Source organism: Hymenobacter perfusus (genome assembly GCF_003944765.1).
Classification (GTDB): domain Bacteria; phylum Bacteroidota; class Bacteroidia; order Cytophagales; family Hymenobacteraceae; genus Hymenobacter; species Hymenobacter perfusus.
Map to the genome: position 1 here is coordinate 313,599 of NZ_RWIU01000004.1, position 23,789 is coordinate 337,387.

Consider the following 23,789-nt stretch of genomic DNA (forward strand, 5'->3'; position numbering starts at 1 on the left):
TTTAACTACTTCGGTTCAGATCGTCAAGACTGTTGGGGCTCTTCCTGCTGTCTAAAGTAGGTAAGCAGAATGCGGGCTTTGGCTTTCCCGACTTCAGCGGTAAGCTCTGGCTCGGTCAGTTCTTTGATCTTTTTGACGGACTTGAACTTGGTGAGGAGCTTATCGGCAGTGACGGGGCCGAGGCCTTTCACGTCAGTTAGTTCGGTTTTAAGGGTGCCTGCGTCGCGGCGGGAGCGGTGGAAGGTGATGCCGAAGCGGTGGACTTCATCGCGCATGCGTTGGAACAGGCGAAGTGACTCGCTCTTTTTGTCAATGTAGAGCGGTAATGGGTCGTTGGGGACGTAGATTTCCTCCAGCCGCTTGGCAATGCCGATGACGGCCATCTGGCCCCACAGGTTGAGGTCTTTAAGGGCTTTTACCGCCATACTGAGCTGGCCCTTGCCACCATCCACAATCACCAGCTGCGGCAGGCTGGCTCCTTCATCTACTAGGCGGCGGTAGCGGCGCGTAACCACTTCGTACATCGAGTCGAAATCGTTGGGGCCGATGACGGTTTTGATGTGGTAGTGGCGGTAGTCTTTCTTGCTGGGCCTGGCGTTGCGGAAACACACCATGGCGGCCACCGGATTGTCGCCCTGGAAGTTGGAGTTATCGAAGCATTCGATATGCTTAGGCAGCTCCGTCAGGCGTAAATCCTTGCGGATGGTTTCCATGATGCGGACCTCGTTCAGGTCCTTGCTCCGGTCGTTCATGCTTTCCTTCTCCTTACGCAGGTACAGCACGTTTTTCAGCCCCAGCTCGATGAGCTTGCGCTTGTCGCCGATCTGGGGCTGGGTGATGCTAACGCCGGGCAGGGGCAGGTTGGGAACGGGCAGATTGGTGAGGATTTCCTTGGACTCACTCTCGAACTCCTGCCGCATCTGCATGATGAGCGGGGCCAGAATCTCCTCGTCGGGCTCATCCAGCTTCTTCTGTACCTCCACCGACTGCGTGAGCACAATGCTACCATTCATCACCTTGAGGTAGCTGATGAAGGCTGATTTCTCGTTCGACACGATGCTGAATACGTCGATGTTGGACAATGATGCATTCACGATGGTGCTCTTGCTCTGGAAGTCATCCAGCTTATCCAGCTTGAGCTTGAACTGGTGGGCCAGCTCGTATTGCTGGTCTTGGGCCGCCTGCGTCATCCGGTCCCGGAAGTACTGCTTGGGCAGGCGCAGGTCACCGTTGAGAATCTGGCGAATCTGCTGGATATACTGGTTGTAGGCTTCCTCTTCCTGGTGGCCCTCGCAAGGGCCTTTGCAGTTGCCCAGGTGATATTCCAGACACACCTTAAACTTGCCGGCCTCGATGTTCTGGGGCGAGAGGTTGTAGGTGCAGGTACGCAGCGGATACAGCGCCCGAATCAGCTCCAGCAGCAGGTTCATGCCCGTGACGTTGGCGTAAGGTCCATAGTAGCGGCCGTGGCCCGGAATTTTGTTGCGGGTGGGGATGAGGCGCGGGAACCGCTCGTTGGTCAGCAGCAGATACGGATACGTCTTGCCATCTTTAAGCAGGATGTTGTACTTGGGCTGGTGCTGCTTGATAAGGTTGTTTTCCAGCAGAAATGCGTCTGACTCCGAATCGACAATGGTAAACTCGATGCGGCGGATGTTCTTGACCAGCTGCTGGGTTTTCTTGTTGTGGTCCTGCTTGGTGAAATAGCTGCTGACCCGCTTGCGCAGGTCGATGGCTTTGCCCACGTAGATGATGCTATCTTCTTCGCCGAAGTATTTGTACACGCCCGGGCGGTGGGGCAGCTGGCGGATTTGGTCCTGTAGTTCGGGGCGAGCAGCCATATCACAGATTTTGCAGATGGATTGGATGGCACGGATTCCGTTGGAGCCTGTAGTGTTCAACCCGAGTTTTTACTGGAAGTACGCAACGTTTCGGGACGGAGGTTCGCGAAGCCAGCGTGGCGTTGTGGTCAAAACAAAAAAGGTGGCCGGGATGTCCCGGCCACCTTGCGTAAAAATCGGTGAAATCAGAGGAAATCCGCGCCCTTAAATGTCTTCTTCGTTCAGGTCTTCCAGTTCTACCTGGTTTAACTTTTGGTCGGAAGGAATGGTGTCGCGCTGGCCGGCTCCGTTATAGTAGCGTGAGCAGTCAATTTCAATGCTGAGGGCCTGGGCCGGTTTGGGGAAAGGGCCGGTGTTGATATCGACGCTTTTATCGGCGTACACTTTCTTCATAAAGATGCCATAAAGTGGCAAGGCCATGCGGGAACCCTGCCCGTACGCACCGGTTTTGAAGTGGATGCTCCGGTCCTCACCTCCCACCCATGTGCCGCACACCAGATCCGGGGTGAGGCCCATGAACCAGCCGTCGGAGTAGTTGGAGGTAGTGCCGGTTTTAGCACCCATTTCATAGGGGAATTTGAATCCGCCTTTCAGGATGATGCTGGTGCCGCCCTTTTCCTCGGTGGCCCCGCGCAGCATATAGGTCATCAGGTACGCCGTTTCCTCGCTCAGGGCCTCGCGCGTCTGGGGTACGAATTCGCGCAACACGTTGCCGTTTTTGTCCTCAATGCGCGTCACCATCATGGGGGCCGTCCAGATGCCTTTGTTCACGAAGGTGCTGTAGGCGCCCGTTATTTCGTAGATGCTCACGTCGGAGGAACCAAATCCCACTGCCGGTACCGCCTCAATGGGAGAGGTGATGCCTAAGCGCTTGGCATAGCTTACCACGGTTTCGGGGCCGAGCTTCTGTACCAGCCAGGCGGTAATGGAGTTCATAGAGCGGGCTAGGGCTTGGCGAAGCGTGAAGGTGCGGCCGGAGTAGCTGCCCTCGAAGTTGCGGGGCGTGTAGGCAGGCCGGCCGCGCTCGGCCGGGAAGGTGGTGGCCACGTCGGGGCGCTGGTAGCAGGGCGAGTAGCCCTGGTCGATGGCGGCCACGTACACGAATGGCTTGAACGTGGAGCCCGGCTGGCGCTTGCCCTGCTTCACGTGGTCGTACTTGATGTACTTGAAGTTGATACCGCCCACCCAGGCCTTTACCTGCCCGTTGAGCGGGTTCATGGCCATAAAGCCGGAGTGTAGCAGCCGCTTATAATAGGCCAGCGAGTCCATCGGCGACATCAGCACTTCCTTCTCGCCCCCATTCCAGGTGAATACCTTCATCCGGTACTTCTTGTTGAGATGGTACTTGATGGAGTCCTTATTACCCTCGAAGCGGGTGGTGAGGGAGCGGTACCGCTCGGTGCGCTTGATGGCTGTGTTCAGAAAGTTGGGGATGATGCGGCCGTTCTCATCGCGCCAGGGCTGCTGGCCCTTCCACTGCTGGTCGAACCATTTCTGCTGCAGCTTCATGTGCTCCGCCACGGCCGACTCAGCGTACTTCTGCATGCGCGAGTCGATGGTGGTATAGATTTTCAGGCCGTCGGAGTACAGGTCGTGGTCGGTTTCCTTGGCCCACTGCTTGAGCATCTTGCTGACCTCCACCCGGAAGTAGGGCGCAATGCCTTCGTTCTGGTTTTCCACGCTGTAGCGTAGCGCAATGGCTTTCAGCGTATCACTCTGCAGCTGCTGGGGCGTGATGTAGCCGTACTTGTTCATCTGGCGCAGCACCCAGTTGCGGCGCACTCTGGAGCGCTCGGGATTGAATTTCGGGCTGAAACGGGTAGGCGCGTTTAGTACGCCAACCAGCGTGGCAGCCTCGGGGCGTGTCAGCTCCCGGGGCTTCTTGCTGAAGAACGTTTTGGCGGCCGTGTTGATACCGAAGGCATTGGATCCGTAGTCGTTGGTGTTCAGGTACATGCGCAGAATTTCGCGCTTGGTGTAGCTGCGTTCCAGGCGGGTAGCCAGAATCCACTCTTTGGTTTTGGTGATGAGCATGCGTACGCCCGGTACATCATTCAGCGTGCCGTCGTTGAGGTCTTCGCGGGTGCGGAACAGTACTTTGGCCAGCTGCTGGGTAAGGGTGGATCCGCCGCCGCCGCTGCCGCCCGTGAGCAGCCCGGCCGCCACCCGGCCGGTCGCCTTGGGGTCGATGCCGGAATGTTCCTCGAAGCGGGCGTCCTCGGTGGCAATCAGGGCATCTACCAGGTGCTGGGGCAGGTCTTCGTACTCGGCGGGCGTGCGGTTCTCGCGGAAATATTTGCCCATGAGTACGTTGTCGGCGGAGTAGATTTCCGAGGCCAGCTCGCTACGTGGGTTTTCCAGCGTTTTGAGGTTGGGCATGCGCCCGAACAGATTCAGGAAGTTGACGCTCACGGCCAGCACGTACACTACCAGCCCGAGTGCTCCGGCTCCGAACAACAGCCAGAACGTGCGCGCCCAGCCGGTGTAGCGGCCGGTGGGAGGGGTTTTACGAATGGAATTCTTGGTGGCGGATCTGGCCATTTCAGGAGGTAAGAATGAAGGTCGGATAAACCACCCGTGAACCGCTCCCGACCGCCCGAAGGCAGCCGAAAGCGGTTCACGGGTGGTTCCGACAGCAAAATTAGCGGTAGTTCTGCTGATAGAACTGCTGATATTGTTCTACGTTTTGGGTTTGGAGCAATACCGGCAGATTCTCAATACTAATTACCAGGGTTTGGTAACCCGCCCCGCGCAGCTTGCTCAGCGGCGATTGAGGCCCGCGCAGCTTCAGGGCGTAGCTCTGGGCCAGTTTGGCATTGGGTAGCGTTTCCATTACCACTAGCTGCGTGGCTCCTAGCTCCTGTTGGCGCACCAGCAAGCTGCTGGATTTGAAGTAGCGGGTGTTGTATGCGCCAAGCTGAGCCACCATATCCTTCAGAGCCGGCGCATCCTTGGCAAATACCAGCACAACGGCATGCGCCGTGGCGAGGTTGGCCTTGAATGGCGAGGCAGGAGCCGCTGGGGCAGGTGCTGGCGTTGGAGCCGGGGCCGGAGTGGTAGGCGCAGGCGTAGGTGCAGTTGGTTCTGGGGCGGCGGCCGGAGCCGTTGAGGTAGGCGTGATGGGTGTTGCCGGATTCTTCGCTGGGGCGGGGGCCTTCTTACCGCGGGCGCGGGCTTGGGCCGCCGCCTGCCGGGCAGCCTTCGCGGCTTCTTCCGGGGTTGGCTCGGGCTTAGGTGCCGGCGCAGGTGGGATAGTGGTGGTGGGCTCCGAACCCACCGGGGCCGGGACGGCATTTGTCGGCTGGGCCGCTGATGCTGCCGGAACCGGAAGCCCCTTTTGCTCAGTGGCTGCCAGAGTGGCTGGAGCAGCAGGCTTCGGCACCAGCGTCGTCAGCGGGGTTTCGTTTTCCTGGTAGTAGATGCGCATCCGGTTTTCCACTTCACCGGGCCGGAACGCTGATACCACGGGCTTATCGGTGGAAGCCATAACGCCAGCAATCTGTCCACCTTCAGCTTTCTTATAGGTTTCGATGAGCGTGGCAGCCTGACCAGCCAGCGGGCTTTGCGGGTACTCTTTGTAGAACTTCTCTACCGTGGCCCGCGCCGTCAGGGGCGGTTGGGTGCGCACCGTCAGCAGGGTACCTAAAAAGGCCACCCGGTCGTTCAGGTCGTTTTCCGGATACTGCTTCCTGGCCCGGGCCAGTACGGCCGTAGCTTTCTTAAACTCCTGATTTTTGTAGAACGTGAAGGCCGAATCTACCAGGACCGTCACCTGCGCATTGGCCACTGAAGTCCGCCGCAGGTACTCCGGGTCGGCTACTAAGCGGGCGTAGGAGGACGTTGGGTACGCCTGCCGCAGCCGGGCGGCGTAGCTCTCAGCTTTGCCCGCGTCGTTCTGCTCCTTATACAGCAGGTACAGAATATACAGGGTTTCGGGCGTATGCTTGCCGCTTGGGTAGCGCGTGAGTAGCTTCTCGTACGTTTCTACCGCCCGATTCTGTTCCCGCAGCTGTTGGGCATAAATGCCGCCCAGCGCGTACAATGCCTCCTCGGTCTGGGCATCCGACTGCTGCACCTGGGCCGGGGTGAGAGGCAGGCTCTGACGGTAACGGCCCACCAGCTCCCGCAGCTGCACGGCCGGATCAACGGTAGCTGGCTCGGGTGTGTTAACTACCGTGCTGCCGTTGCCGGCAATGCTCACCGGCACGTTGCCGCCCCGTGCCGTCACCGGCGAGTTGCTGGCCGTACTCACGATGCGCCAGTTATCCTGCAACGGCCGGTCGCCCCAACGGCGGATAAAGTCGTTCTTGGCCGTGCTTAGGGCCGTTGGGTTGTCGAAGTACCACTTGGCCCCGGTATTGCCCGCTAGGAAATCCTCGGCACTCACGCTTGGTTGCAGGTCGCGCTCCGGGCTGAGGCCGGTTGCCGTTTGCTGCTGACTGCGCCGTTCCTCCAAAGCTTGTTTGGCCGCCAGAGCTTCGGCCTGCCGCTGCTGCGCGTCCAGTTCGGCTTGGGCGTATGTGGTCAGGCGGGTGCGCAGCGTAGCCGAGTCCAGCCGGGCCAAAGCCTGCAGGCTGTCCTGGGTTTCGATGATGGTCAGCTGCTGCGCGAAATCCTTGAGAATCCCGGCCCGCTCCGAAATGGCTGCGTAATCGGGGGCCTCCCGGGGCAGGTTCTGCACGGTGCTGTCGTAGTAGGCCGCTGCCAGCCGGTACTTCTGCAGGTTCTCGTAGTAAATGCGCCCGTCCAGCAGGTAGGTGTAAGACTTCTGCGCCCGGTTCGGGGTAGGCACGCGGGCCGACTTCTGGAGCAAAGCCAGAGCCTCGGGGTAGCGTTGCTGGCGGTATTCCAGCCGCGCCATCTCGTAGTAGATTTTGTCGCGGTACTCCTTGTTCTTGGTGTCCTTGAGCAGCTTGGCGAAATACTTGTCGAGGCGGGCGCGGTCGGTCTGGTTCAGGTCGGAAACCTGGCCTAGCATCAGCTTACTGTAGAAATCCAGCTCGTAGGGCGGGTTTTTCTTCAGAATCTGATTCAGCTGCGCATACGCTTTCTTGTCCTCCCCGGCTGCTTGGTACAGCTGTGCCAGCACGTAGCGCGTGCGCGACTGTTCGTTCTTGGGCTCTACGTAGGGAATGGCCTTTTCCAGGTTCTCAATGGCCCGGGCCGGCTCGCCTACCCGCAGGAAGTAGTCGGCGCGAGTCAGGAACAACTCCCGCGCGTTCTGCTCAACGCCTTGCTCTTTATCCAGCAGATTAGAAACGGCAGTGGCGTTTTCCAGCTCGTTGAGGGCCAGGAACGTGCGCATCAGCCAGATCAGGGCCTCGTGACGGGCGTTGGCGTCCTTGCTGGTGCTGTTGACGTACTTAAAAGTCTTGGCCGCGTCCTCGTACTCCTTTTTATAGAAGCGGGCTTTACCGATGAGAATATAGCTGTCATCGGTCCAGTCGGAGCCCGGGCGGTGCTGTACCGGCAGCGAGGCCTTCTTGATGATGTCCTCCAGATCGGCCGTCACGCGGCCCACGGTGGCATCGTCCAGCGTCGGGAACAGGGGCAGGGTGCGGTTGTAGTCGTTGAGCCGGGCCGCGTAGAGCGTGGTTTCCACGGCCCGCATCTTCTCCCGCGCCAGGAAATAGGCATTGTCGCGGGCCACCACGTTGTCGTAGGCGTGGCCCAGCGTAGATGGGCGCTCCGAGGCGCAACCGGCCACGCCCGCCGCCAGCAGGCCGGCCGCAGCCGGTAGCACGAGGGCGCGGAAAAGCAAAGAGGTAGTCGTCGTCAAAACGGCAAAAGAGCTCAGGGCGAAGGAAAGACAGTAAGCAGAAAACGCACCTGCCGGTCAGAATCGTTCGACGGGCGGTTTTCCTCACAACGTTGCAGGGTGAGTAAAAGTACAGGTTTCCGTTGGTACCCTGCCGCGCCTCCCGGCGGCGGCCGTGGCCGCTAACTTGCCACAGCGTAATTTTGTGATTCCCACTGCCTCCCCCAGTCCCGATGTCAGCTCCTGAACCCACCCCGCCACCCCGGTCCACGCCCGAAAATACCCCCGACCGGATGCGGGCCGTGGCCAAGTACTCCGGCATTGCTGCCCAGATGATAGCCACCATTGGCCTGAGCACCTGGGCCGGCTATTGGCTCGACGGCCACTTCCACACCAAAACTCCGTGGTTCACGCTCAGCCTGATGCTACTGGGGCTGTTTGCGGCCTTATATAACGTCATCCGCTCGGTCACGAAGGAGCAATAGGGGCCAGCCCCGTTCACTCAATCACCTTCTCTGTTGAAAGCTTTCCTGCGTTCCTATTTCCTTTTTTGCCTGCTCACCGGGTTTGCGCTCTACGCTCTGCACAGTCAGTTCGGGCCCCGCATCATCCATCCCTTCACGCCCTACACGTTTTCGTTCTTCGCCGCGCTGACGCTGCTCACTTACTGGGTGACGGCAAAACTGGTGCAGGCCGACGCGCAAAACTTTATGGTCGCGTACTTAGGCAGCATGGTTGCACGGCTGCTTTTGTCGCTCACGCTGGTGCTGGTGTACCTTTTCATTGGCGGCGGCCGGGAAGGCGACGGCCAATGGGCCTTCCTGGGAAGCTTCTTTATCCTGTATTTTCTCTTCGCCGGGTTTGAAGTGTGGGCCGTTCTGAGTAACTTGCGCCCGTTTTCAAAACCGGGTGAAATCACAAAATGAAGATTTTGTGAATATATCTCTAAACTGCTCTGAATGAAGCGCTTACTTTTAGCTATCTTCTGTTTCCTCTCGTTCGCAGCGTATGCCAACGAGCCCACGGCGACAACCGAAGAAGCCACCGACAAGGAGGCGTTCAGTCCCGGCGAGATGATTCTGCACCACATCGGCGATTCGCACGAGTGGCATTTCGCTACCCTCGGCGACGAGGCCCACGGCACGCACGTTACCATTCCGCTGCCCGTTATTGCGTATCGCCCCGCCCAGGGCCTAAGCGTATTCTCGTCGTCGCAGCTGGCCGAAGGCAAAGTGTACAACGGCCTGAAGCTGGAGCACGAGCACCTCGTGTCGGAGGATGGCAGCAAAGTGTATGACTTCTCCATCACTAAGAACGTGGCCTCGCTCATGCTAAGCGCCGCGCTGCTGTTGGTGGTGTTTACCGCCGTTGCCCGTGGTTACGCTAAGCGCGGCAGCGGTGCTCCCAAAGGTATTCAGTCGTTTTTTGAGCCTATCATCATCTTTATCCGGGATGAGGTAGCCAAGAAATCCATCGGTCCGAAGTACGAGCGGTATATGCCGTATCTGCTCACCGTATTCTTCTTCATCTGGTTCAACAACCTGATGGGCCTGATGCCCGGCGGTGCCAACCTCACCGGCAACATTGCCGTGACCCTGACGCTGGCTGTTCTGACGCTGCTCATCACCCTGTTCAGCTCCAATAAGAACTACTGGCACCACATTTTCGCTACGCCCGGCGTACCGAAGGCGTTGTTGCCCATTATGATTCCGGTAGAACTTATCGGTATCGTGGTGAAGCCGTTCTCCCTGATGGTTCGTCTGTTCGCTAACATCACGGCCGGCCACATTGTAATTTTGAGCTTTATCTCGCTCATCTTCATTTTCGGTAGTGTCACCGTGGCTCCCGTAACGCTGGCGTTCGGCTTGTTCATCAACATGCTGGAGTTGCTGGTAGCCATCCTGCAGGCCTACATCTTCACCTTGCTGACGGCCATGTACATCGGCGGTGCGGTAGAAGAGCACCACGACGCCGACTACCAGATGGGCGGCGGCGACGGTGCCGATACGGCCCACGCCCACTAAGTTTTCACACCCCTGATTTTTTTGTTTTTCACTCCCCACAAACCTTTTTTTTATGCTTCTTTCTCTGTTGTTGCAGATTGCTAACGCCGCTGGTCTGGCTGTATTTGGTGCCGCTATCGGTGCTGGTCTGGTTGCTCTGGGTGCTGGTCTGGGTATCGGCCGCATCGGTGGTCAGGCTATGGAAGCTATCGGCCGTCAGCCGGAAGCTTCGGGCAAGATCCAGACTGCTATGCTGATCGTAGCTGCTCTGATCGAGGGTCTGGCCCTGTTCGCAGTAGTAGTCTGCCTGCTGATTTCGTTCAAACTCTAGGGATAGAGGTAGTACACAAGCAGCCCGCTGCGCGCGTCGCTTCAGCGCACGGCGTAGCGGGCTGTCTTGGCTTTTCCGGGTTGGCTGAACGAGTATCATCTTCGGATACCGCCCCGGATTTTAACGTATTCCCTACTGATTTCTCTACTCCCTCATGCAAATTGTAACGCCCGAATTAGGCCTTATCTTTTGGCAGCTGGTGATTTTCGGTATCGTGCTGCTCTTGCTGCGCGCGTTTGCCTGGAAACCCATCCTCAGCTCGCTGAAAGAGCGGGAGAGCTCCATTGAAGGAGCTTTGCGCATGGCCGATCAGGCCAAGCTGGAAATGCAGGAGCTGAAAGCCGGCAACGAAAAGCTGCTGGCCGAAGCCCGTATGGAGCGCGACCGTATTCTGAAGGAAGCCACTGATGTTTCGAACCAGCTCATTGAGCAGGCCAAGAACAAGGCAACTGAGGAAGGCAGCCGCATGATCCTGCAAGCCCGCGAAGCCATCCAGAACGAGAAGAACATGGCTCTGGCCGAGGTGAAAAACACCGCCGCCAAGCTCTCCATCGATATTGCCGAGCGCATCCTGCGCCGCGAGCTGGCCGACCAGCCCGCTCAGCAGCAACTCGTGGACTCGTACCTGAAAGAAGTAAAATTGAATTAGTAGTGAGTAGCGGGTATTGAGTAGTGAGATTCGGCCTGCCGGATAAGAACCAACTCGATACTCCCTACCAACTACTCAATACTGAAATCAATGTCTGAACTACGAGTTGCCTCCCGCTACGCCAAATCCTTGCTTGATCTGGCCCGGGAGCGTGGGGAACTGGAAGAAGTAAAGCAGGACATGGACCTGTTCAGCAAAACGCTGAACGAGAACCGCGACCTGCGCCTGCTGCTCCGCAACCCCATCGTGAAGCACGACAAGAAGCTGGCTATTCTGCAGGCCATTTTCGGCGGTAAGGTGTCGGTGATGACGGAGAAATTCTTCACCATCGTGACCCAACACAGCCGCGAAAGTGCCCTGGAGTTTATCGGCTCCGAGTTCCTGACCCAGTACAACCTGCTGAGCGGCGTACAGGTGGCCCAGGTAACCACGGCCACTCCCCTCGATGCGCCGACCCGTCTGCAGGTGGTGCAACTGGTACGCCAGCAAACCGGCCTCCAGGAGGTCACGCTCCAGGAAAAAGTGGATGCCTCGCTCATCGGCGGCTTTGTGCTGCGCATCGGCGACAAGCTGATTGATGACTCGGTGAGCTACCGGTTGCGCAAGCTGCGCAACGACTTCTCGAAGAACCCCTACCAACCCCAACTATAACCCACCATGGCAGAAGTACGTCCGGATGAAGTATCCGCCATTCTGCGGGAGCAACTCTCCAACTTCAAAACCGAAGCCGAACTCGAAGAGGTTGGTACGGTTCTGCAGGTTGGCGACGGTGTAGCCCGCATCTACGGCCTGGGCAAAGCCCAGTCGGGGGAACTTATTGAATTTGAAAACGGGCTCCAAGCCCTCGTGCTGAACCTGGAAGAGGACAACGTCGGAGCCGTAATGCTCGGCGACTACTCCGGCATCCGGGAAGGCGCAACGGTCCGTCGGACCAATAAAATTGCTTCGATTCAGGTTGGTGAAGGCATCATTGGCCGCGTGGTAAACACGCTGGGCCAGCCCATCGACGGCCGTGGCCCCATCCAGGGCCAGACCTACGATATGCCCCTGGAGCGTAAGGCCCCCGGTGTAATCTACCGCCAGCCGGTAGCCGAGCCTATGCAGACCGGAATCAAGGCTATCGACGCCATGATTCCGATTGGCCGGGGTCAGCGGGAACTCATCATCGGTGACCGTCAGACGGGTAAGTCGACGGTAGCCCTCGATGCTATCCTGAACCAGCGTGAGTTCTATGAGCGTGGCGAGCCGGTTTTCTGCATCTACGTAGCCGTAGGCCAGAAAGCCTCTACCGTAGCCCAGGTAGTACAGTCGCTGACGCGTGGTGGTGCCATGGATTACACCGTGGTGGTATCCGCTTCGGCTTCCGATCCGGCTCCGATGCAGTTCTTCGCGCCCTTCACGGGTGCCGCCATCGGCGAGTTCTTCCGCGACACGGGCCGTCCGGCCCTGGTGGTGTACGATGACTTGTCGAAGCAGGCCGTAGCTTACCGCGAGGTGTCGCTGCTGCTGCGTCGTCCTCCCGGACGCGAAGCTTACCCCGGCGACGTATTCTATCTGCACAGCCGCCTGCTGGAGCGCGCCGCGAAGATTAACGCTTCCGACTCCATTGCCCAGGACATGAACGATCTGCCCGCCAGCATCAAGTCCATCGTGAAAGGTGGTGGTTCGCTGACGGCCCTGCCCATCATCGAAACCCAGGCCGGTGACGTTTCGGCGTACATCCCGACCAACGTAATTTCGATTACCGATGGCCAGATCTTCCTCGAAACCAACCTCTTCAACTCGGGTGTGCGGCCCGCCATTAACGTAGGTATCTCGGTATCGCGCGTAGGTGGTAACGCCCAGATCAAGTCGATGAAGAAGGTGGCTGGTACGCTGAAGCTGGACCAGGCGCAGTTCCGCGAGCTGGAAGCCTTCGCCAAGTTCGGTTCCGACCTCGATGCCTCGACCAAACTCACCATTGAGCGTGGCCGTCGTAACCTCGAAATTCTGAAGCAGGCCCAGTTCTCGCCCCAGAAAGTAGAGGACCAGGTTGCCATCATCTACGCTGCCACCAACGGTCTGCTCGACCAGGTACCGGTAAATAAGGTGCGCGAGTTCGAGAAGGAGTTCACGCAGGTGATGCACACGCGCCACCCCGAGGAGCTGAAGGCCCTGAAGGCCGGCAAGCTGGATGACGCCATCACCGGTGCCATCCGTCAGGTTGCCAAAGACCTGTCGGCGGTATACGCTTCTAAGTAATTGGTTTTTGGTTTTTGGTTTTTGGTCATTGGCTCTCGTAAGAAGTGCCGGACCAAAAATCAAAAACCAGAAACAAAGAACCAATAATGAATGGCTAGCTTAAAAGAAGTTCGGAGCCGCATTACGTCGGTGCAGAGCACGCAGCAGATTACCAAAGCCATGAAAATGGTAGCGGCGGCCAAGCTGCGGCGCGCTCAGGATAATATCCTGCGCATGCGTCCTTACGCCCAGCGGCTCAACAGCATTCTGGGTAACCTGACGGCCTTGGCCGGGGAGGATGTGGTAAGCGAGTATGCGGAGCAGCGCGAGGTGCGTCGGGTACTCATCATTGCCGTGACTTCCGACCGGGGCTTGGCCGGCGCGTTCAACAGCAACGTGTTCAAAGCCGTAAATGCCGTGGTGCAGGAACGCTACGCGGCCCAGGCAGCAGCCGGCAACGTGGCCTACATGGCCATTGGCAAGAAAGCCCACGATTTCTTCAACCGGCGCGGCCCGCTGGTCGGCAACTACACGCACGTCTTCGGCAAGCTGTCGTTTGACACGGTGCGGGAAGCGGCCGAGCAGGCCATGGACGGCTTCCGGGAAGGCCAGTACGACGAGGTGGTGATGGTGTACAACGAGTTCAAGAACGTGGCCACGCAGGTGGTGCGTACCGAACAGTTGTTGCCCCTGGTACCAGCGGCTCTGCCCGCCGGCACCTCGGCCACTACCAACGTGGACTACATCTTCGAGCCCTCGAAAGAGGAAATCGTACGGACGCTGATTCCCCAGTCGTTGAAGGTGCAGCTGTACAAGGCGGTGCTGGAAAGCAACGCCTCGGAGCACGGCGCCCGCATGACGGCCATGGAGAAAGCCACCGAAAACGCCGGTGAACTGCTCAAGTCGCTCAAGCTGACCTACAACCGGACGCGTCAGGCCGCCATTACCACCGAGATTCTCGAAATCGTGGGTGGTGCGGAGGCTTTGGCTGCCAGCCGGTAAGCAACGTATAGAACCCAAGTGGCAAGGCCCGCTTCCGCAAGGAGGCGGGCCTTGTTGCGTATAGGGCATACGGAAGGTGCCAAGCAGCGCGGGCGGGGCGGGGCGGGGAGGTGCCGTCCGGCTGGCTGGTAGGGGCGGCGGGCACGCATTACAGTTGTCCGGCTGGAGGGCGCGGCGTATCTTGGTCCTGGGTTACACCCTCTTATCCTATCGTAGTGATGAAGCGTTATTTCCTGGGGCCATTGGCCCTGCTGCTGCCGCTGCTGCCCGCCACGGCCCAGAGCCTGACCATAACGGAAGTGCTGCCCGCCGCCAACGCCACGGCCATCCCCCGTCTGAATGGCCTGCGCATCCGGTTTTCCCAGCCCCTGGCTCCCGATGCCGGCACTGCGGGCGGTTTGCGGGTGTTCAGCAGCCAGTACTCGGGGCGGCTGCCGGGCACGCCCACCGTGAGCGGCAACACACTGTCGTTTTTCCCCGGCAACGACTTTCAGCCGGGCGAGAAGGTGCTGGTAACAGTGCCCACTACCGTGCGCAGCAGCAGCGGCGCCACGCTGGCCCGCCCGCTAGTATACGAGCTGACCGCCTCGGCCCAGGGTGGCAGCGGCACGTTTGCCGCGCCCGTAACGCTGGGGGCCGGAGCCTCGCCCTTCAACGCGGCCCTGGGCGACGTAAACAACGACGGCTACCTGGATATGGTGGTGGCCAACCTGGGCGGCGGCACCGTGGACGTGCGCACCAACAACGGGCGCGGCACGTTTGGGGCCGGCACTAGGCTGCGGGTGGGCGATGTACCGTTCTGGGCTCAGCTGGCTGACCTCGACGCGGACGGCGACCTGGACATTCTGACGCCCGACTTTAGCACCAGTACCATCAGCATTCTGCCCAATGATGGGAAAGGAGTGTTCGGGACGAGAAAGGTGCTGCCGGTGGCCGCCGGCCCCCAGCACCTGACGCCCACCGACATCGACGGGGACGGGGACCTGGACCTGCTGGTGGTGAGCAATCTGGCCGATAAGGTGATGAGCGTGCTGCGCAACGACGGCACCGGCAACTTTGCTGCCCCCGTGACGGTGGCGGTAGGCTATTACCCGTGGTTTGTGGCCGCCGCCGACGTGGACGGGGACGGGGACCAGGATGCCCTGGTCGCCGACTACGACGTGGACGGGACCGTGGACTTGCTGCGCAACGACGGCACCGGCACCTTCACCCGCAGCGTGGCCCTGCGCCTGAATGGGGAGCTGAGCAATGTGGCTGCTACCGACATGGACGACGATGGCGACGTAGACTTGCTTATCACGGATACCCGGCAGGGAGCCGTGGTGCAGGCCCGCAACGATGGGCAGGGCACGTTTACGGTGGTTGCTACCCTCGCCGCCCCGGGGCTGCCCCGCATCGTGGTGCCCGCCGATATGAACGGCGACGGATACCCCGACCTGGTGGTGAGCTGCCAGGCCAGCGACCGGGTGCTGGTGGCCCTCAATGATGGGACCGGCCGGCTCACGCTCAGCGCCACGCTCACCACCGGCCGCGAGCCGGTGGGGGTAGCCACCGGCGACCTGGACTACGACGGCGACCTGGACCTGGTGGCGGTGAACATCGGGGTCGGGGGCGTGAATACCTGGCTCAACAATGCTGCCGGCCCCGTGCTGCACGCCGGGGCGGCCCAGGCGGCGGCCCGCTTGCAGCTGCTGCCCAACCCGGCCCGCGCGGCGGCAACGGTAGCCGGCGTGGCCCCCCGGGCTACCATTGTGGTGCTTGATGCCTTAGGCCGCCAGGTGACGACGGCTACCGCCGATGCCGCGGGCACGGTCCGGCTGAACCTACCGGCCAGCCTGCCCGCTGGCGTGTACCTGGTACGGGCCGGCGCGGCCGTGGGCCGGCTGGTAGTAGAGTAGGCCGCCACAGGCTAGCGGCCGTAAGATACGGGCCACGGCCGAGGAGCAGGGCCTGGGTAGCGGCGCTGGTGGGGCAGATGTTGGCTGCCAAAGCCCACGTCGCCACCGCCGATACCCAGGCCCTGGAGGCGCAAATCGATGCCCTGGTGGCCGCCCTCTACGGCGTGGCCCTGCCCGCCACCCCGGTAGCCGCGCCAGCCGTCTGAGCCGCTGCCCCGGCCAATCTAACCGCAAACGGCCCGCCTCCTGCAAGCAGGAAGCGGGCCGTTTGGGTAGTTGCAATAGGCGGTATAGGAGTAGTAGGGCAGTGCGGCGGCCCTGGACCGGGCCGCTTCGCTCCGGCTTACAGGGTGGCGCGGTGGGCGGTTACTTCCGCAATGGCCTATTGCAGCTCGGGTACCTGCACGGCCACCTGGCGCACATCCACGGCCTTCAGGAAGGCATCCGTGGGCGTTTGGGTGCTGGTGCCGGGGCTGGCGCTCAGGTCTTCTACCCGGCGCTGGGCCCGCGTGAGCATCTTGCTCAGGCTGCTGTGCTCGCTGGTGCCGGGCGTGAGGCCGGCCACTACCGGCGTTAGGCGGGTTACGCTGGCCTGCGCGGCGGCCAGGTCCAGGGCGCGGTCGGTGGCCCGGTCCGCCGACTGGTCGGCCTGGAGGTCCAGCACCTGGTCGCGCACGGTAAACACGCGCAGCTCCAGGTTCAGAGCCTCGAGCACGGTGTCGCACTCGACCTGGGTGGTGAGTAATTGAATGGGAAAGGGCATAAAAAAAAGGAATAAGGTAAGTGGCGGTATTGCCGGGGGTAAAATAGGCGAAAAACCCAAGCTGCGCCAGAGGTGGCCGGACCTCACCCCGGTCGGGCGGCGGAAAAGCCGTCTGACCGGGACGTTCTATTGTTGCTACTGCGGCGCCCCCAGGGCCGCCACCTCGGCGCGCAGGCCAGCTACGCGGGCGGCCAGCAGGTGCAGGGCAGCGGCGCGGGCTGCCGGATCGGGGTCGTCGCGGCGGAGGTCTTCGGCCAGGGCCTGGAGCCAGCGGGCGAGGTGGGCGGCTTCGGCGGCCTCGGGGGGCGGGGGCAGCGTGTGCAGGCGGGCCAGCCCGAGGCGGCGGTGGTGCAGGGCGGCGGCGCGGGTCTGCGCCGCCGCTAGTTCCGTCCCGAGCGTGAGCAGCCGCAGGCGCTGGTCGCGCAGGCGGCGGCGCAGGGGTTCGGGGGCGGGGGCCTCGGGTAGGGGCGGGGCCAGCTGCTCGGGGGCGGGCAGCGGCAGCAGCGGGTTGTAGGGCGGGGGCAGCGGCACGGCGGGTGGCCCCTGGCCCAGCGGGGGCGGCAGCGCGGACAGCAGCCTCAGCAGGCGCGGCAGCAGGGCCGCCGGCAGCGGCTTGCGCCCCGCCTCCAGGTGGCTCACAAAACTCGCCGATACGCCCAGGTAGCGCGCCAGCTGCGGCAACGACACCCCCAGGTGCGCCCGCACCGGGGCGGTCAGGCTCACGAAAGAAGCGGTAGGTACGGTCATCATGACCCAAGGTAACAGGAAGACGGAATATGTGCATAAGTTATTACCCACTAGGTAACAGGGGAGCAGAATATAGGTAAGGGATGTTACCTGTCCTTTGCCGCCGGGCGGGTGGCACGGGCGGTGCTGCTATGGGGCGGGGCTGTCTGCTACCCGGCCGCGCCAAGAGCAGCGGAGGAGTTGGCCGGTGGCGAATAGTTCGGCAAATCAGCTGCTTAGAGGAAAAACTGTATCCGGAGCAGGAATGGTAAGCTCGGCGTTGGTAGCTTTACAGTACTAGTCAAATTTGTTGACTTCACTGGATCTTAGGCACTAGCTGCTTGCGTTCTTTGCCTCTTTCCCTCCCAGACGTGGCACTCCGCTCCCTTGCATGAAACACACCTACTCCCGGGCCGCCCACGCGGCCTATGCTCATTCTATGGTCCTGGCGGGCCATCTTTTTCTGCTAGTGGCCTTACTACTGCCCTGGGGCGCACGGGCGCAGACGTGGTCGGCGGCCGGCATCGGTAGTAGCAGCCAGACCAACGGCACAAGCATCACGCAGGCCACGGCGGTGGATGCCGACGGCAACGTATTCGTGACGGGCAGCTTCACGGGGCAAGTGGGCTTCGGCAGCACGGTACTGAGCAGCAGCGTGGGCGGCGAGGATCTGTTCGTGGCCAAGTATGTGCCGGCTACCGCCACCTGGGCCTGGGCCCAGAGCGGCGGCGGCACCAGTTTCGACCAAGGCCTGGGCATTGCCGTGAGCGGGGGCAACGTGTACGTGACGGGCTTTATCACCAATAACACGGCCAACGCCAGTGATGTGCGCTTCGGTGGTACCGACCCCACCACCAGCACGGTGGTGCAGCATGGGGCCAGCAGTACCAACAGTCAGGATCTGGTAGTGGCCAAATACACCGACAACGGCCCGAGTGCTACCCTGGGCTGGACCCAGGTGGGCGGCGGCACTAGCGACTTCGACCAGGGCAATGGCATTGCCGTAAGCGGCAGCAGCGTGTACGTGACCGGCGCTATTGTGAACAACACAGCCAACACCAATATGGTGCTCTTCGGCGGCACGGGCACTACGGCCGGTACGGTGCAGCAGAACGGGGCCAGCACCAGCAGCACCTTAGACTTGGTAGTGGCCAAGTACACCGACAACGGGGCCACGACCACCCTGGGCTGGACCCAGGTAGGCGGCGGCATCAGTTCTGATCAGGGGAATGGCATTGCCGTAAGCGGCACGAGCGTGTACGTGACGGGCTACATCATCAATAGCACGACCAACGCCAACACGGTGCGCTTCGGTGGCACGGGCACCACGGCGGGCACGGTACAGCAGAACGGGGCCAGCACCAGCAGCACCTTAGACTTGGTAGTGGCCAAGTACACCGATAACGGCACTACGGCCACCTTGCGCTGGACCCAGGTGGGCGGCGGTACGAATGACGACCGGGGCCAGGGCATTGCCGTGAGCGGCACGAGCGTGTACGTGACGGGCTTTATCCGCAATACCACGACCAATACCAATATGGTGCGCTTCGGTGGCACGGGTACTACGGCCGGTACGGTGCAGCAGAACGGGGCCAGCACTGGCAATGCCTCCGATTTGGTAGTAGTTAAATACACCGATAACGGGGCCACGGCCACTTTGCGCTGGACCCAGGTAGGGGGCGGCACTAATGGCGACCAGGGCTTGGGCATTGCTGTGAGCGGCAGCAGCGTGTACGTGACGGGCTATATCCTCAACAATATAGCCAACGCTAGCACAGTGCGCTTCGGCGGCACGGGCACTACGGCGGGTACGGTGCAGCAGAACGGGGCCAGCACCAGCAACAGCGTTGACCTGGTGGTAGCCAAGTACACCGACAACGGGGCCACGGCCACCTTGCGCTGGACCCAGGTGGGCGGTGGCACCACCTTCGACCAGGGCCAGGGTATTGCCGTGAGTGGCAGCAGCGTGTACGTGGCGGGCTACGTAGGGGCAACCAGCGTGGCGAATTTTGGCGCGGCAACGGGCACTCCGCTGCTGGGTACGGCCAGTAGGCGGGCCGTGCTGGCCACCCTGACGGACAACGCCAGTGCCGGGCCCTGGCAGACGCTGGCCGCCACCGCCAACGGCGGCACGAGCCAGACACGGGCCACGGCGGTGGATGCCGATGGCAACGTATTCGTGACGGGCAGTTTCACGGGGCAGGTGGCCTTCGGCAGCACGGTGCTGAGCAGCGTGGGCAGCGAGGATCTGTTCGTGGCCAAGTACGTGCCGGCTACCGCCACCTGGGCCTGGGCCCAGAGCGGCGGCGGCACCGGCAACGACCTGGGCCTGGGCGTTGCCGTGAGCGGCACGAGCGTGTACGTGACGGGCTACATCATCAACAGCACAGTCAACACCAGTGGGGTGCTGTTCGGGGGCACGGGCACCACAGCCGGTACAGTGGTACAGCATGGGGCCAGCGGCTCCGACAGCCAGGACTTAGTGGTGGTCAAATACACTGACAACGGCACGAGTGCCACGCTGGGCTGGACCCAGGTGGGCGGTGGCACCAGCAACGACCAGGGCCTGGGCATTGCCGTGAGTGGGGGCAACGTGTATGTGACGGGCTACATCACCAACACCACGACCAATACCAATTTGGTGCGCTTCGGTGGTACGGGCACCACGGCGGGCACGGTGGTGCAGCATGGGGCCAGCAGCACCAACAGTCAGGATCTGGTAGTGGCCGAGTACACTGACAACGGCACTACGGCCACGTTAGGCTGGACCCAGGTGGGCGGTGGCACCAGCAACGACCAGGGCCTGGGCATTGCCGTAAGCGGCAGCAGCGTGTACGTGACGGGCTACATCACCAACACCACGACCAATACCAATTTGGTGCGCTTCGGTGGCACGGGCACCACGGCGGGCACGGTGGTGCAGCATGGGGCCAGCAGCACCAACAGTCAGGATCTGGTAGTGGCCGAGTACACTGACAACGGCACTACGGCCACGTTAGGCTGGACTCAGGTGGGCGGCGGCACTGGCACCGACCTGGGCCTGGGCATTGCCGTAAGCGGCAGCAGCGTGTACGTGACGGGCTATATCCGCAATACCACAGGCAACACCAGTGGGGTGCTGTTCGGGGGCACGGGTACCACGGCCGGCACGGTGCAGGTTAACGGGGCCACGGCCACGAGCAGCTCGGACTTGGTGGTAGTCAAATACACTGACAACGGCACTACGGCCACGCTGGGCTGGACCCAGGTGGGCGGCGGCACTGGCACCGACTTGGGCCTGGGCATTGCCGTGAGTGGCACGAGGGTGTACGTGACGGGCTACATCAGGCCCAGCGCCACCTTCGGCAGCTTCACCATCGCCAACCCAGATGGGGATGCCAACTTCCTGGGGGAGCTGCTCGACGCGGCACCGCTGCCCGTGGAGCTGACGCAGTTCACGGCCGCGCCGGAAGGCACGCAGGCCGTACGCCTGGCCTGGGCTACGGCCTCGGAGGTGAACAGCGCCGCCTTCGAGGTGGAGCGCAGCCCAGATGGCCACACCTTCGGAGCTGTGGGCACAGTAGCCGCTGCCGGCCGCAGCACGGCCTCGCGTCGCTACACCCTGCTGGACGCGGCACTACCGACTGGTGCGGTAGTGCTCTACTACCGCCTGCGGCAGGTAGATGCCGATGGTACATTCAGCTACTCGCCGGTGCGGGTGGTAACGCGAACTAGTGTGGCCACGCTGCAGCTTTATCCCAACCCTACTACCGGCGCGGCTATGCTCACGGGAGCAGCGCCCAGCACGGCCATTACGGTGCTGGACGCGCTGGGCCGTCCGGTGCTGCGCGCTACCGCCGACGCCACGGGCACGGCCCGTCTGGGGCTGCCGGCCGGACAGCCTGCCGGTATGTACCTAGTGCGTAGTGGCGCGCAAACGGTGCGGTTGCTGCGGCGGTAGCCGGCTACTGTTTTTTGCGAGGCTTGGGGACGGTGGGGTGCTGCTCCAGCAGCGCTAGCAGGTACTCAGGCGTGAGGCCAGTGAAATCCTTGATATAGATGAGGGGGGCCTGAAAGTCGGGGGCGTTGAGGGAGGTGCCCACGGCCACGCAGCGCATGCCGGCCCTGTAGGCGGCCTGTTCGCCCAGCACGGCATCTTCCAGCACCACGCACCGCTCGGGCGGGATGCCGAGCTTGCGGGCCGTGGTGCGGTAGGTATCGGGGTGAGGCTTGCCTTTGGTTACGTCGTCCTTGCCCACCACCACATCGAAGTAGCGGCGCAGGCCCAGATGATCGAGGATGTAGGCGATGGTATCGTCGCCGGAGCCGGTGCCCAGCCCGATGCGGAAGCCGGCGGCGCGGGCGGCCTGCAGAAACGCCGTGAGGCCGGCCACCTCGCGGCGCTTGTTCCAATAGAGTACCCGGTAGAGCAGCTCGCGCTGGGCGGCATACTCTTCCAGCTGCTTTTTCGGGACGGGGTTGGTGAACACCGAGGCCAGAATCTCGGCGGCGGGCATGCCATTGAGGCGGCGCAGCAGGCGGCGGGCGTTGGTGGTCAGGCCCAGGTCGCGGAATAGCAGCTGGAAGGCGCGGGCTTGCTCGGGCGTGTTGTCGATGAGCACGCCGTCCATGTCGAAAATCAGGGCATAAGGCTGATCAGTAGGCATACTGGATGAGATAGTGGTTTGGTAGGAACACAATCCGTAGGACCGATAGGGTCAGTTACGAAACTGTTATACGTACGCAACTCCGGGCGGCCGGGCCTATCTTTGCAGCCGGGGCGTCAACGTGGTGCCCCAGCCGTTCCATTCTTCTTTTCCGCCTTGAAAACACCGTTGAGTTTATTGCTGGCCGCTACCCTGGCTGTGCCCGCCTTCGCCCAAAAAGCCGGTAAACCCCTTGACCGCCCCAAGCTGGTGGTGGGCATTGTGGTAGACCAGATGCGCTACGACTACCTCTACCGCTACTGGAATAAGTACGGCAGCGGGGGCTTCCGCCGCCTGTTGGGGGAAGGCTTCAGCTACGAAAACGCCCACTACAACTACGTGCCTACCTACACCGGGCCAGGTCACGCCAGCATCTATACCGGCACCACGCCCTCGGTGCACGGCATCATCGGCAACAACTGGCTGGAGCGGGAGCAAGGCCGGGGCACCTACGTGACGGAAGATAAAACCGTGCAGGGCGTGGGCGGCACCGGCGAGGCCGGGCAGATGTCGCCGCGCCACATGCTCACCTCCACCATCACCGACGAGCTGCGGCTGGCTACCAACTTTCAGAGCAAGGTGGTGGGCGTGTGCATCAAAGACCGGGGCTCCATTCTGCCGGCCGGGCACGCGGCCAACGCCGCCTACTGGTACGACGGAGCCAACGGAGCCTTTATCACCAGCACCTTCTACGCCCAGCAGCTGCCCGAATGGGCCACCAAATTCAACGCCGAAAACCGGGCCGCCCAGTACCTGGATCAGCCCTGGAACACGCTGCTGCCCATTGCTCAATACACCGAAAGCTCCCCCGATGACGTGGCCTGGGAAGGCGCGTTTAAGGGCGAAGCCCGGCCCGTATTCCCCCACGATTTGCCCACGCTGAGCGCCGCGCCCAGCCGCGCCGTGAAGGGTAACATGGAAGCCGCCGGCGAAAAAGCGCCCGTGGCCTCGGCCCGCAACCTCGACCTGATCCGCTCCACGCCCTTCGGCAACTCGCTCACCCTGGATTTCGCTTTGGAAGCTATGCGGGCCGAGCAGCTGGGCCAGCGCGGCCAGACTGATTTCCTGGCCCTGAGCTTCAGCAGCACCGATTACGTCGGCCACCAGTTCGGGCCGAACTCCATTGAAGCCGAGGATACTTACCTGCGCCTCGACCGGGAGTTGGCCCGCCTGTTCGCTTACTTGGACAAAGCCGTGGGCAAGAAGCAGGCCCTCGTGTTCCTGAGTGCCGACCACGGCGCGGCTCACTCGCCCAACTTTCTCATCGACAAGAAAATACCGGCCGGCTCGGTGGGGCCGGGCCTGATGCGCGACTCCCTGCAACGCAAGCTGGTGCAGCTGCACGGCCCCGGCAAGTGGGTGCTCAGCTACGAAAACCAGCAGGTGTACCTGAACCGCCCGCTGCTAACCGAGAAAAAGCTGGACCTATACCAGATGCAGCGCGAAGTGGCTACCCTGATGCTGGGTTTTGCGGGCGTTACCCGGGCTTTGGCCGCCGAGGACGTGCAGAAGTCGCACTGGGAAAGCGGCATGCTGATGTACCTGGAAAACGGTTACTTCCCTAAGCGCAGCGGCGACGTAATGGTGGTGCTGGAGCCAGGCTGGCTGGAATCGTACCAGTTCCCGGTGAACAAAGGCACCACCCACGGCTCCTCCGGCAACTACGACACCCACGTACCGGTAGTATTCTGGGGCTGGAAAGTAAAGCACGGCGAGTCGTCGGCTCCGGCAAAGATTACCGATATTGCACCCACATTGGCCCGCTGGCTCCACATTCAGGAGCCTGACGGCTGCACCGGGCAGCCCCTGGCCGAAGTGCTGGGCTGGTAGCCGTAGGTTTTTTGTTTTTGGTTGTTCGTTTTTGGCCTGGGTGCGTATCTGTCGCACGCGTTGGGTTAAAGGCGTCCGACTCC

The 23,789-nt window shown here is 61.6% G+C and carries 18 protein-coding genes; 12 read left to right on the plus strand and 6 right to left on the minus strand.

Features of this window, described 5'->3' with window-relative positions; all coding sequences use genetic code 11:
- Positions 1–23: 23 nt before the first annotated feature.
- From uvrC to porW, 3 genes are all read right to left on the minus strand, one after another.
- Complete coding sequence (uvrC, locus tag EI293_RS13660) at positions 24–1,841, minus strand: excinuclease ABC subunit UvrC (protein ID WP_125438755.1); 1,818 nt, start codon at positions 1,839–1,841, stop codon at positions 24–26.
- A gap of 204 nt (positions 1,842–2,045) precedes the next feature.
- Entirely contained in the window at positions 2,046–4,382 is a 2,337-nt protein-coding gene (locus EI293_RS13665) for a transglycosylase domain-containing protein (protein WP_125438757.1), read from the minus strand.
- 100 nt (positions 4,383–4,482) lie between these two features.
- On the minus strand, positions 4,483–7,620 hold the full coding sequence (gene porW, locus EI293_RS22500) for a type IX secretion system periplasmic lipoprotein PorW/SprE (RefSeq protein WP_125438758.1): 3,138 nt from the start codon (positions 7,618–7,620) through the stop codon (positions 4,483–4,485).
- Between the two features lie 212 nt (positions 7,621–7,832).
- Here porW and EI293_RS13675 point away from each other — a divergent pair, with 212 nt between their 5' ends.
- The 10 genes from EI293_RS13675 (at position 7,833) to EI293_RS22505 (ending at position 15,908) form a co-directional block, all read left to right on the plus strand.
- Positions 7,833–8,084 carry an AtpZ/AtpI family protein gene (locus EI293_RS13675; RefSeq protein ID WP_125438760.1) on the plus strand — a complete coding sequence of 84 codons (252 nt, stop codon included), beginning with the start codon at positions 7,833–7,835 and terminating at the stop codon, positions 8,082–8,084.
- Positions 8,085–8,117: 33 nt separating this feature from the next.
- Entirely contained in the window at positions 8,118–8,525 is a 408-nt protein-coding gene (locus tag EI293_RS13680; RefSeq protein ID WP_125438762.1) for a hypothetical protein, read from the plus strand.
- Between the two features lie 33 nt (positions 8,526–8,558).
- Positions 8,559–9,623 (plus strand): F0F1 ATP synthase subunit A, encoded by a 1,065-nt coding sequence (atpB, locus tag EI293_RS13685; protein ID WP_125438764.1) that lies wholly within the window; start codon positions 8,559–8,561, stop codon positions 9,621–9,623.
- 52 nt (positions 9,624–9,675) lie between these two features.
- Entirely contained in the window at positions 9,676–9,933 is a 258-nt protein-coding gene (atpE, locus tag EI293_RS13690) for an ATP synthase F0 subunit C (RefSeq protein ID WP_044000749.1), read from the plus strand.
- 154 nt (positions 9,934–10,087) lie between these two features.
- Entirely contained in the window at positions 10,088–10,582 is a 495-nt protein-coding gene (locus EI293_RS13695) for a F0F1 ATP synthase subunit B (protein ID WP_125438766.1), read from the plus strand.
- 90 nt (positions 10,583–10,672) lie between these two features.
- Positions 10,673–11,233, plus strand: coding sequence for an ATP synthase F1 subunit delta (gene atpH / locus EI293_RS13700; RefSeq protein WP_125438768.1), 561 nt, complete (start codon positions 10,673–10,675; stop codon positions 11,231–11,233).
- A gap of 6 nt (positions 11,234–11,239) precedes the next feature.
- A complete protein-coding gene (atpA, locus tag EI293_RS13705) occupies positions 11,240–12,823 on the plus strand; it encodes a F0F1 ATP synthase subunit alpha (protein WP_125438770.1) in 1,584 nt (527 codons plus the stop codon).
- A gap of 90 nt (positions 12,824–12,913) precedes the next feature.
- Entirely contained in the window at positions 12,914–13,804 is an 891-nt protein-coding gene (atpG, locus tag EI293_RS13710) for an ATP synthase F1 subunit gamma (RefSeq protein WP_125438772.1), read from the plus strand.
- Between the two features lie 218 nt (positions 13,805–14,022).
- Complete coding sequence (locus tag EI293_RS13715; RefSeq protein ID WP_125438774.1) at positions 14,023–15,702, plus strand: FG-GAP-like repeat-containing protein; 1,680 nt, start codon at positions 14,023–14,025, stop codon at positions 15,700–15,702.
- Positions 15,703–15,779: 77 nt separating this feature from the next.
- Positions 15,780–15,908: a hypothetical protein gene (locus EI293_RS22505; RefSeq protein ID WP_262706522.1), complete on the plus strand. Its 129-nt coding sequence runs from the start codon at positions 15,780–15,782 to the stop codon at positions 15,906–15,908.
- Positions 15,909–16,084: 176 nt separating this feature from the next.
- Here the strand turns inward: EI293_RS22505 and EI293_RS13720 are convergent, their stop codons facing one another.
- Both EI293_RS13720 and EI293_RS13725 read right to left on the minus strand, forming a co-directional pair.
- Complete coding sequence (locus EI293_RS13720; protein ID WP_125438776.1) at positions 16,085–16,465, minus strand: hypothetical protein; 381 nt, start codon at positions 16,463–16,465, stop codon at positions 16,085–16,087.
- Positions 16,466–16,600: 135 nt separating this feature from the next.
- The gene (locus EI293_RS13725) at positions 16,601–17,212 is read right to left on the minus strand and encodes a helix-turn-helix domain-containing protein (RefSeq protein WP_170170374.1); all 612 of its coding nucleotides are present in this window, start codon (positions 17,210–17,212) and stop codon (positions 16,601–16,603) included.
- Positions 17,213–17,582: 370 nt separating this feature from the next.
- Between EI293_RS13725 and EI293_RS13730 the strand changes: the two genes are divergently transcribed.
- Positions 17,583–21,131 carry a T9SS type A sorting domain-containing protein gene (locus EI293_RS13730; protein WP_125438780.1) on the plus strand — a complete coding sequence of 1,183 codons (3,549 nt, stop codon included), beginning with the start codon at positions 17,583–17,585 and terminating at the stop codon, positions 21,129–21,131.
- A 4-nt stretch (positions 21,132–21,135) separates the two neighbouring features.
- Here EI293_RS13730 and EI293_RS13735 read toward each other — a convergent pair whose 3' ends face one another.
- Positions 21,136–21,837, minus strand: a complete 702-nt coding sequence (locus tag EI293_RS13735; protein ID WP_125438782.1) for an HAD family hydrolase — start codon at positions 21,835–21,837, stop codon at positions 21,136–21,138.
- Between the two features lie 156 nt (positions 21,838–21,993).
- Between EI293_RS13735 and pafA the strand changes: the two genes are divergently transcribed.
- Positions 21,994–23,706, plus strand: a complete 1,713-nt coding sequence (gene pafA, locus EI293_RS13740; protein ID WP_125438784.1) for an alkaline phosphatase PafA — start codon at positions 21,994–21,996, stop codon at positions 23,704–23,706.
- The last annotated feature ends 83 nt before the right edge of the window (positions 23,707–23,789 follow it).

Excerpts from the sequence above, each read along its gene's own strand:
- EI293_RS13720 (WP_125438776.1), bottom strand. The coding sequence starts at position 16,465 with ATGCCCTTTCCCATTCAATTACTCACCACCCAGGTCGAGTGCGACACC.
- atpB (WP_125438764.1), top strand. The coding sequence starts at position 8,559 with ATGAAGCGCTTACTTTTAGCTATCTTCTGTTTCCTCTCGTTCGCAGCG.
- atpH (WP_125438768.1), top strand. The coding sequence starts at position 10,673 with ATGTCTGAACTACGAGTTGCCTCCCGCTACGCCAAATCCTTGCTTGAT.
- EI293_RS13715 (WP_125438774.1), top strand. The coding sequence starts at position 14,023 with ATGAAGCGTTATTTCCTGGGGCCATTGGCCCTGCTGCTGCCGCTGCTG.
- atpA (WP_125438770.1), top strand. The coding sequence starts at position 11,240 with ATGGCAGAAGTACGTCCGGATGAAGTATCCGCCATTCTGCGGGAGCAA.
- atpG (WP_125438772.1), top strand. The coding sequence starts at position 12,914 with ATGGCTAGCTTAAAAGAAGTTCGGAGCCGCATTACGTCGGTGCAGAGC.
- uvrC (WP_125438755.1), bottom strand. The coding sequence starts at position 1,841 with ATGGCTGCTCGCCCCGAACTACAGGACCAAATCCGCCAGCTGCCCCAC.
- EI293_RS13695 (WP_125438766.1), top strand. The coding sequence starts at position 10,088 with ATGCAAATTGTAACGCCCGAATTAGGCCTTATCTTTTGGCAGCTGGTG.
- EI293_RS22505 (WP_262706522.1), top strand. The coding sequence starts at position 15,780 with ATGTTGGCTGCCAAAGCCCACGTCGCCACCGCCGATACCCAGGCCCTG.
- EI293_RS13675 (WP_125438760.1), top strand. The coding sequence starts at position 7,833 with ATGTCAGCTCCTGAACCCACCCCGCCACCCCGGTCCACGCCCGAAAAT.
- EI293_RS13730 (WP_125438780.1), top strand. The coding sequence starts at position 17,583 with ATGAAACACACCTACTCCCGGGCCGCCCACGCGGCCTATGCTCATTCT.
- EI293_RS13735 (WP_125438782.1), bottom strand. The coding sequence starts at position 21,837 with ATGCCTACTGATCAGCCTTATGCCCTGATTTTCGACATGGACGGCGTG.
- EI293_RS13725 (WP_170170374.1), bottom strand. The coding sequence starts at position 17,212 with ATGACCGTACCTACCGCTTCTTTCGTGAGCCTGACCGCCCCGGTGCGG.
- EI293_RS13665 (WP_125438757.1), bottom strand. The coding sequence starts at position 4,382 with ATGGCCAGATCCGCCACCAAGAATTCCATTCGTAAAACCCCTCCCACC.
- atpE (WP_044000749.1), top strand. The coding sequence starts at position 9,676 with ATGCTTCTTTCTCTGTTGTTGCAGATTGCTAACGCCGCTGGTCTGGCT.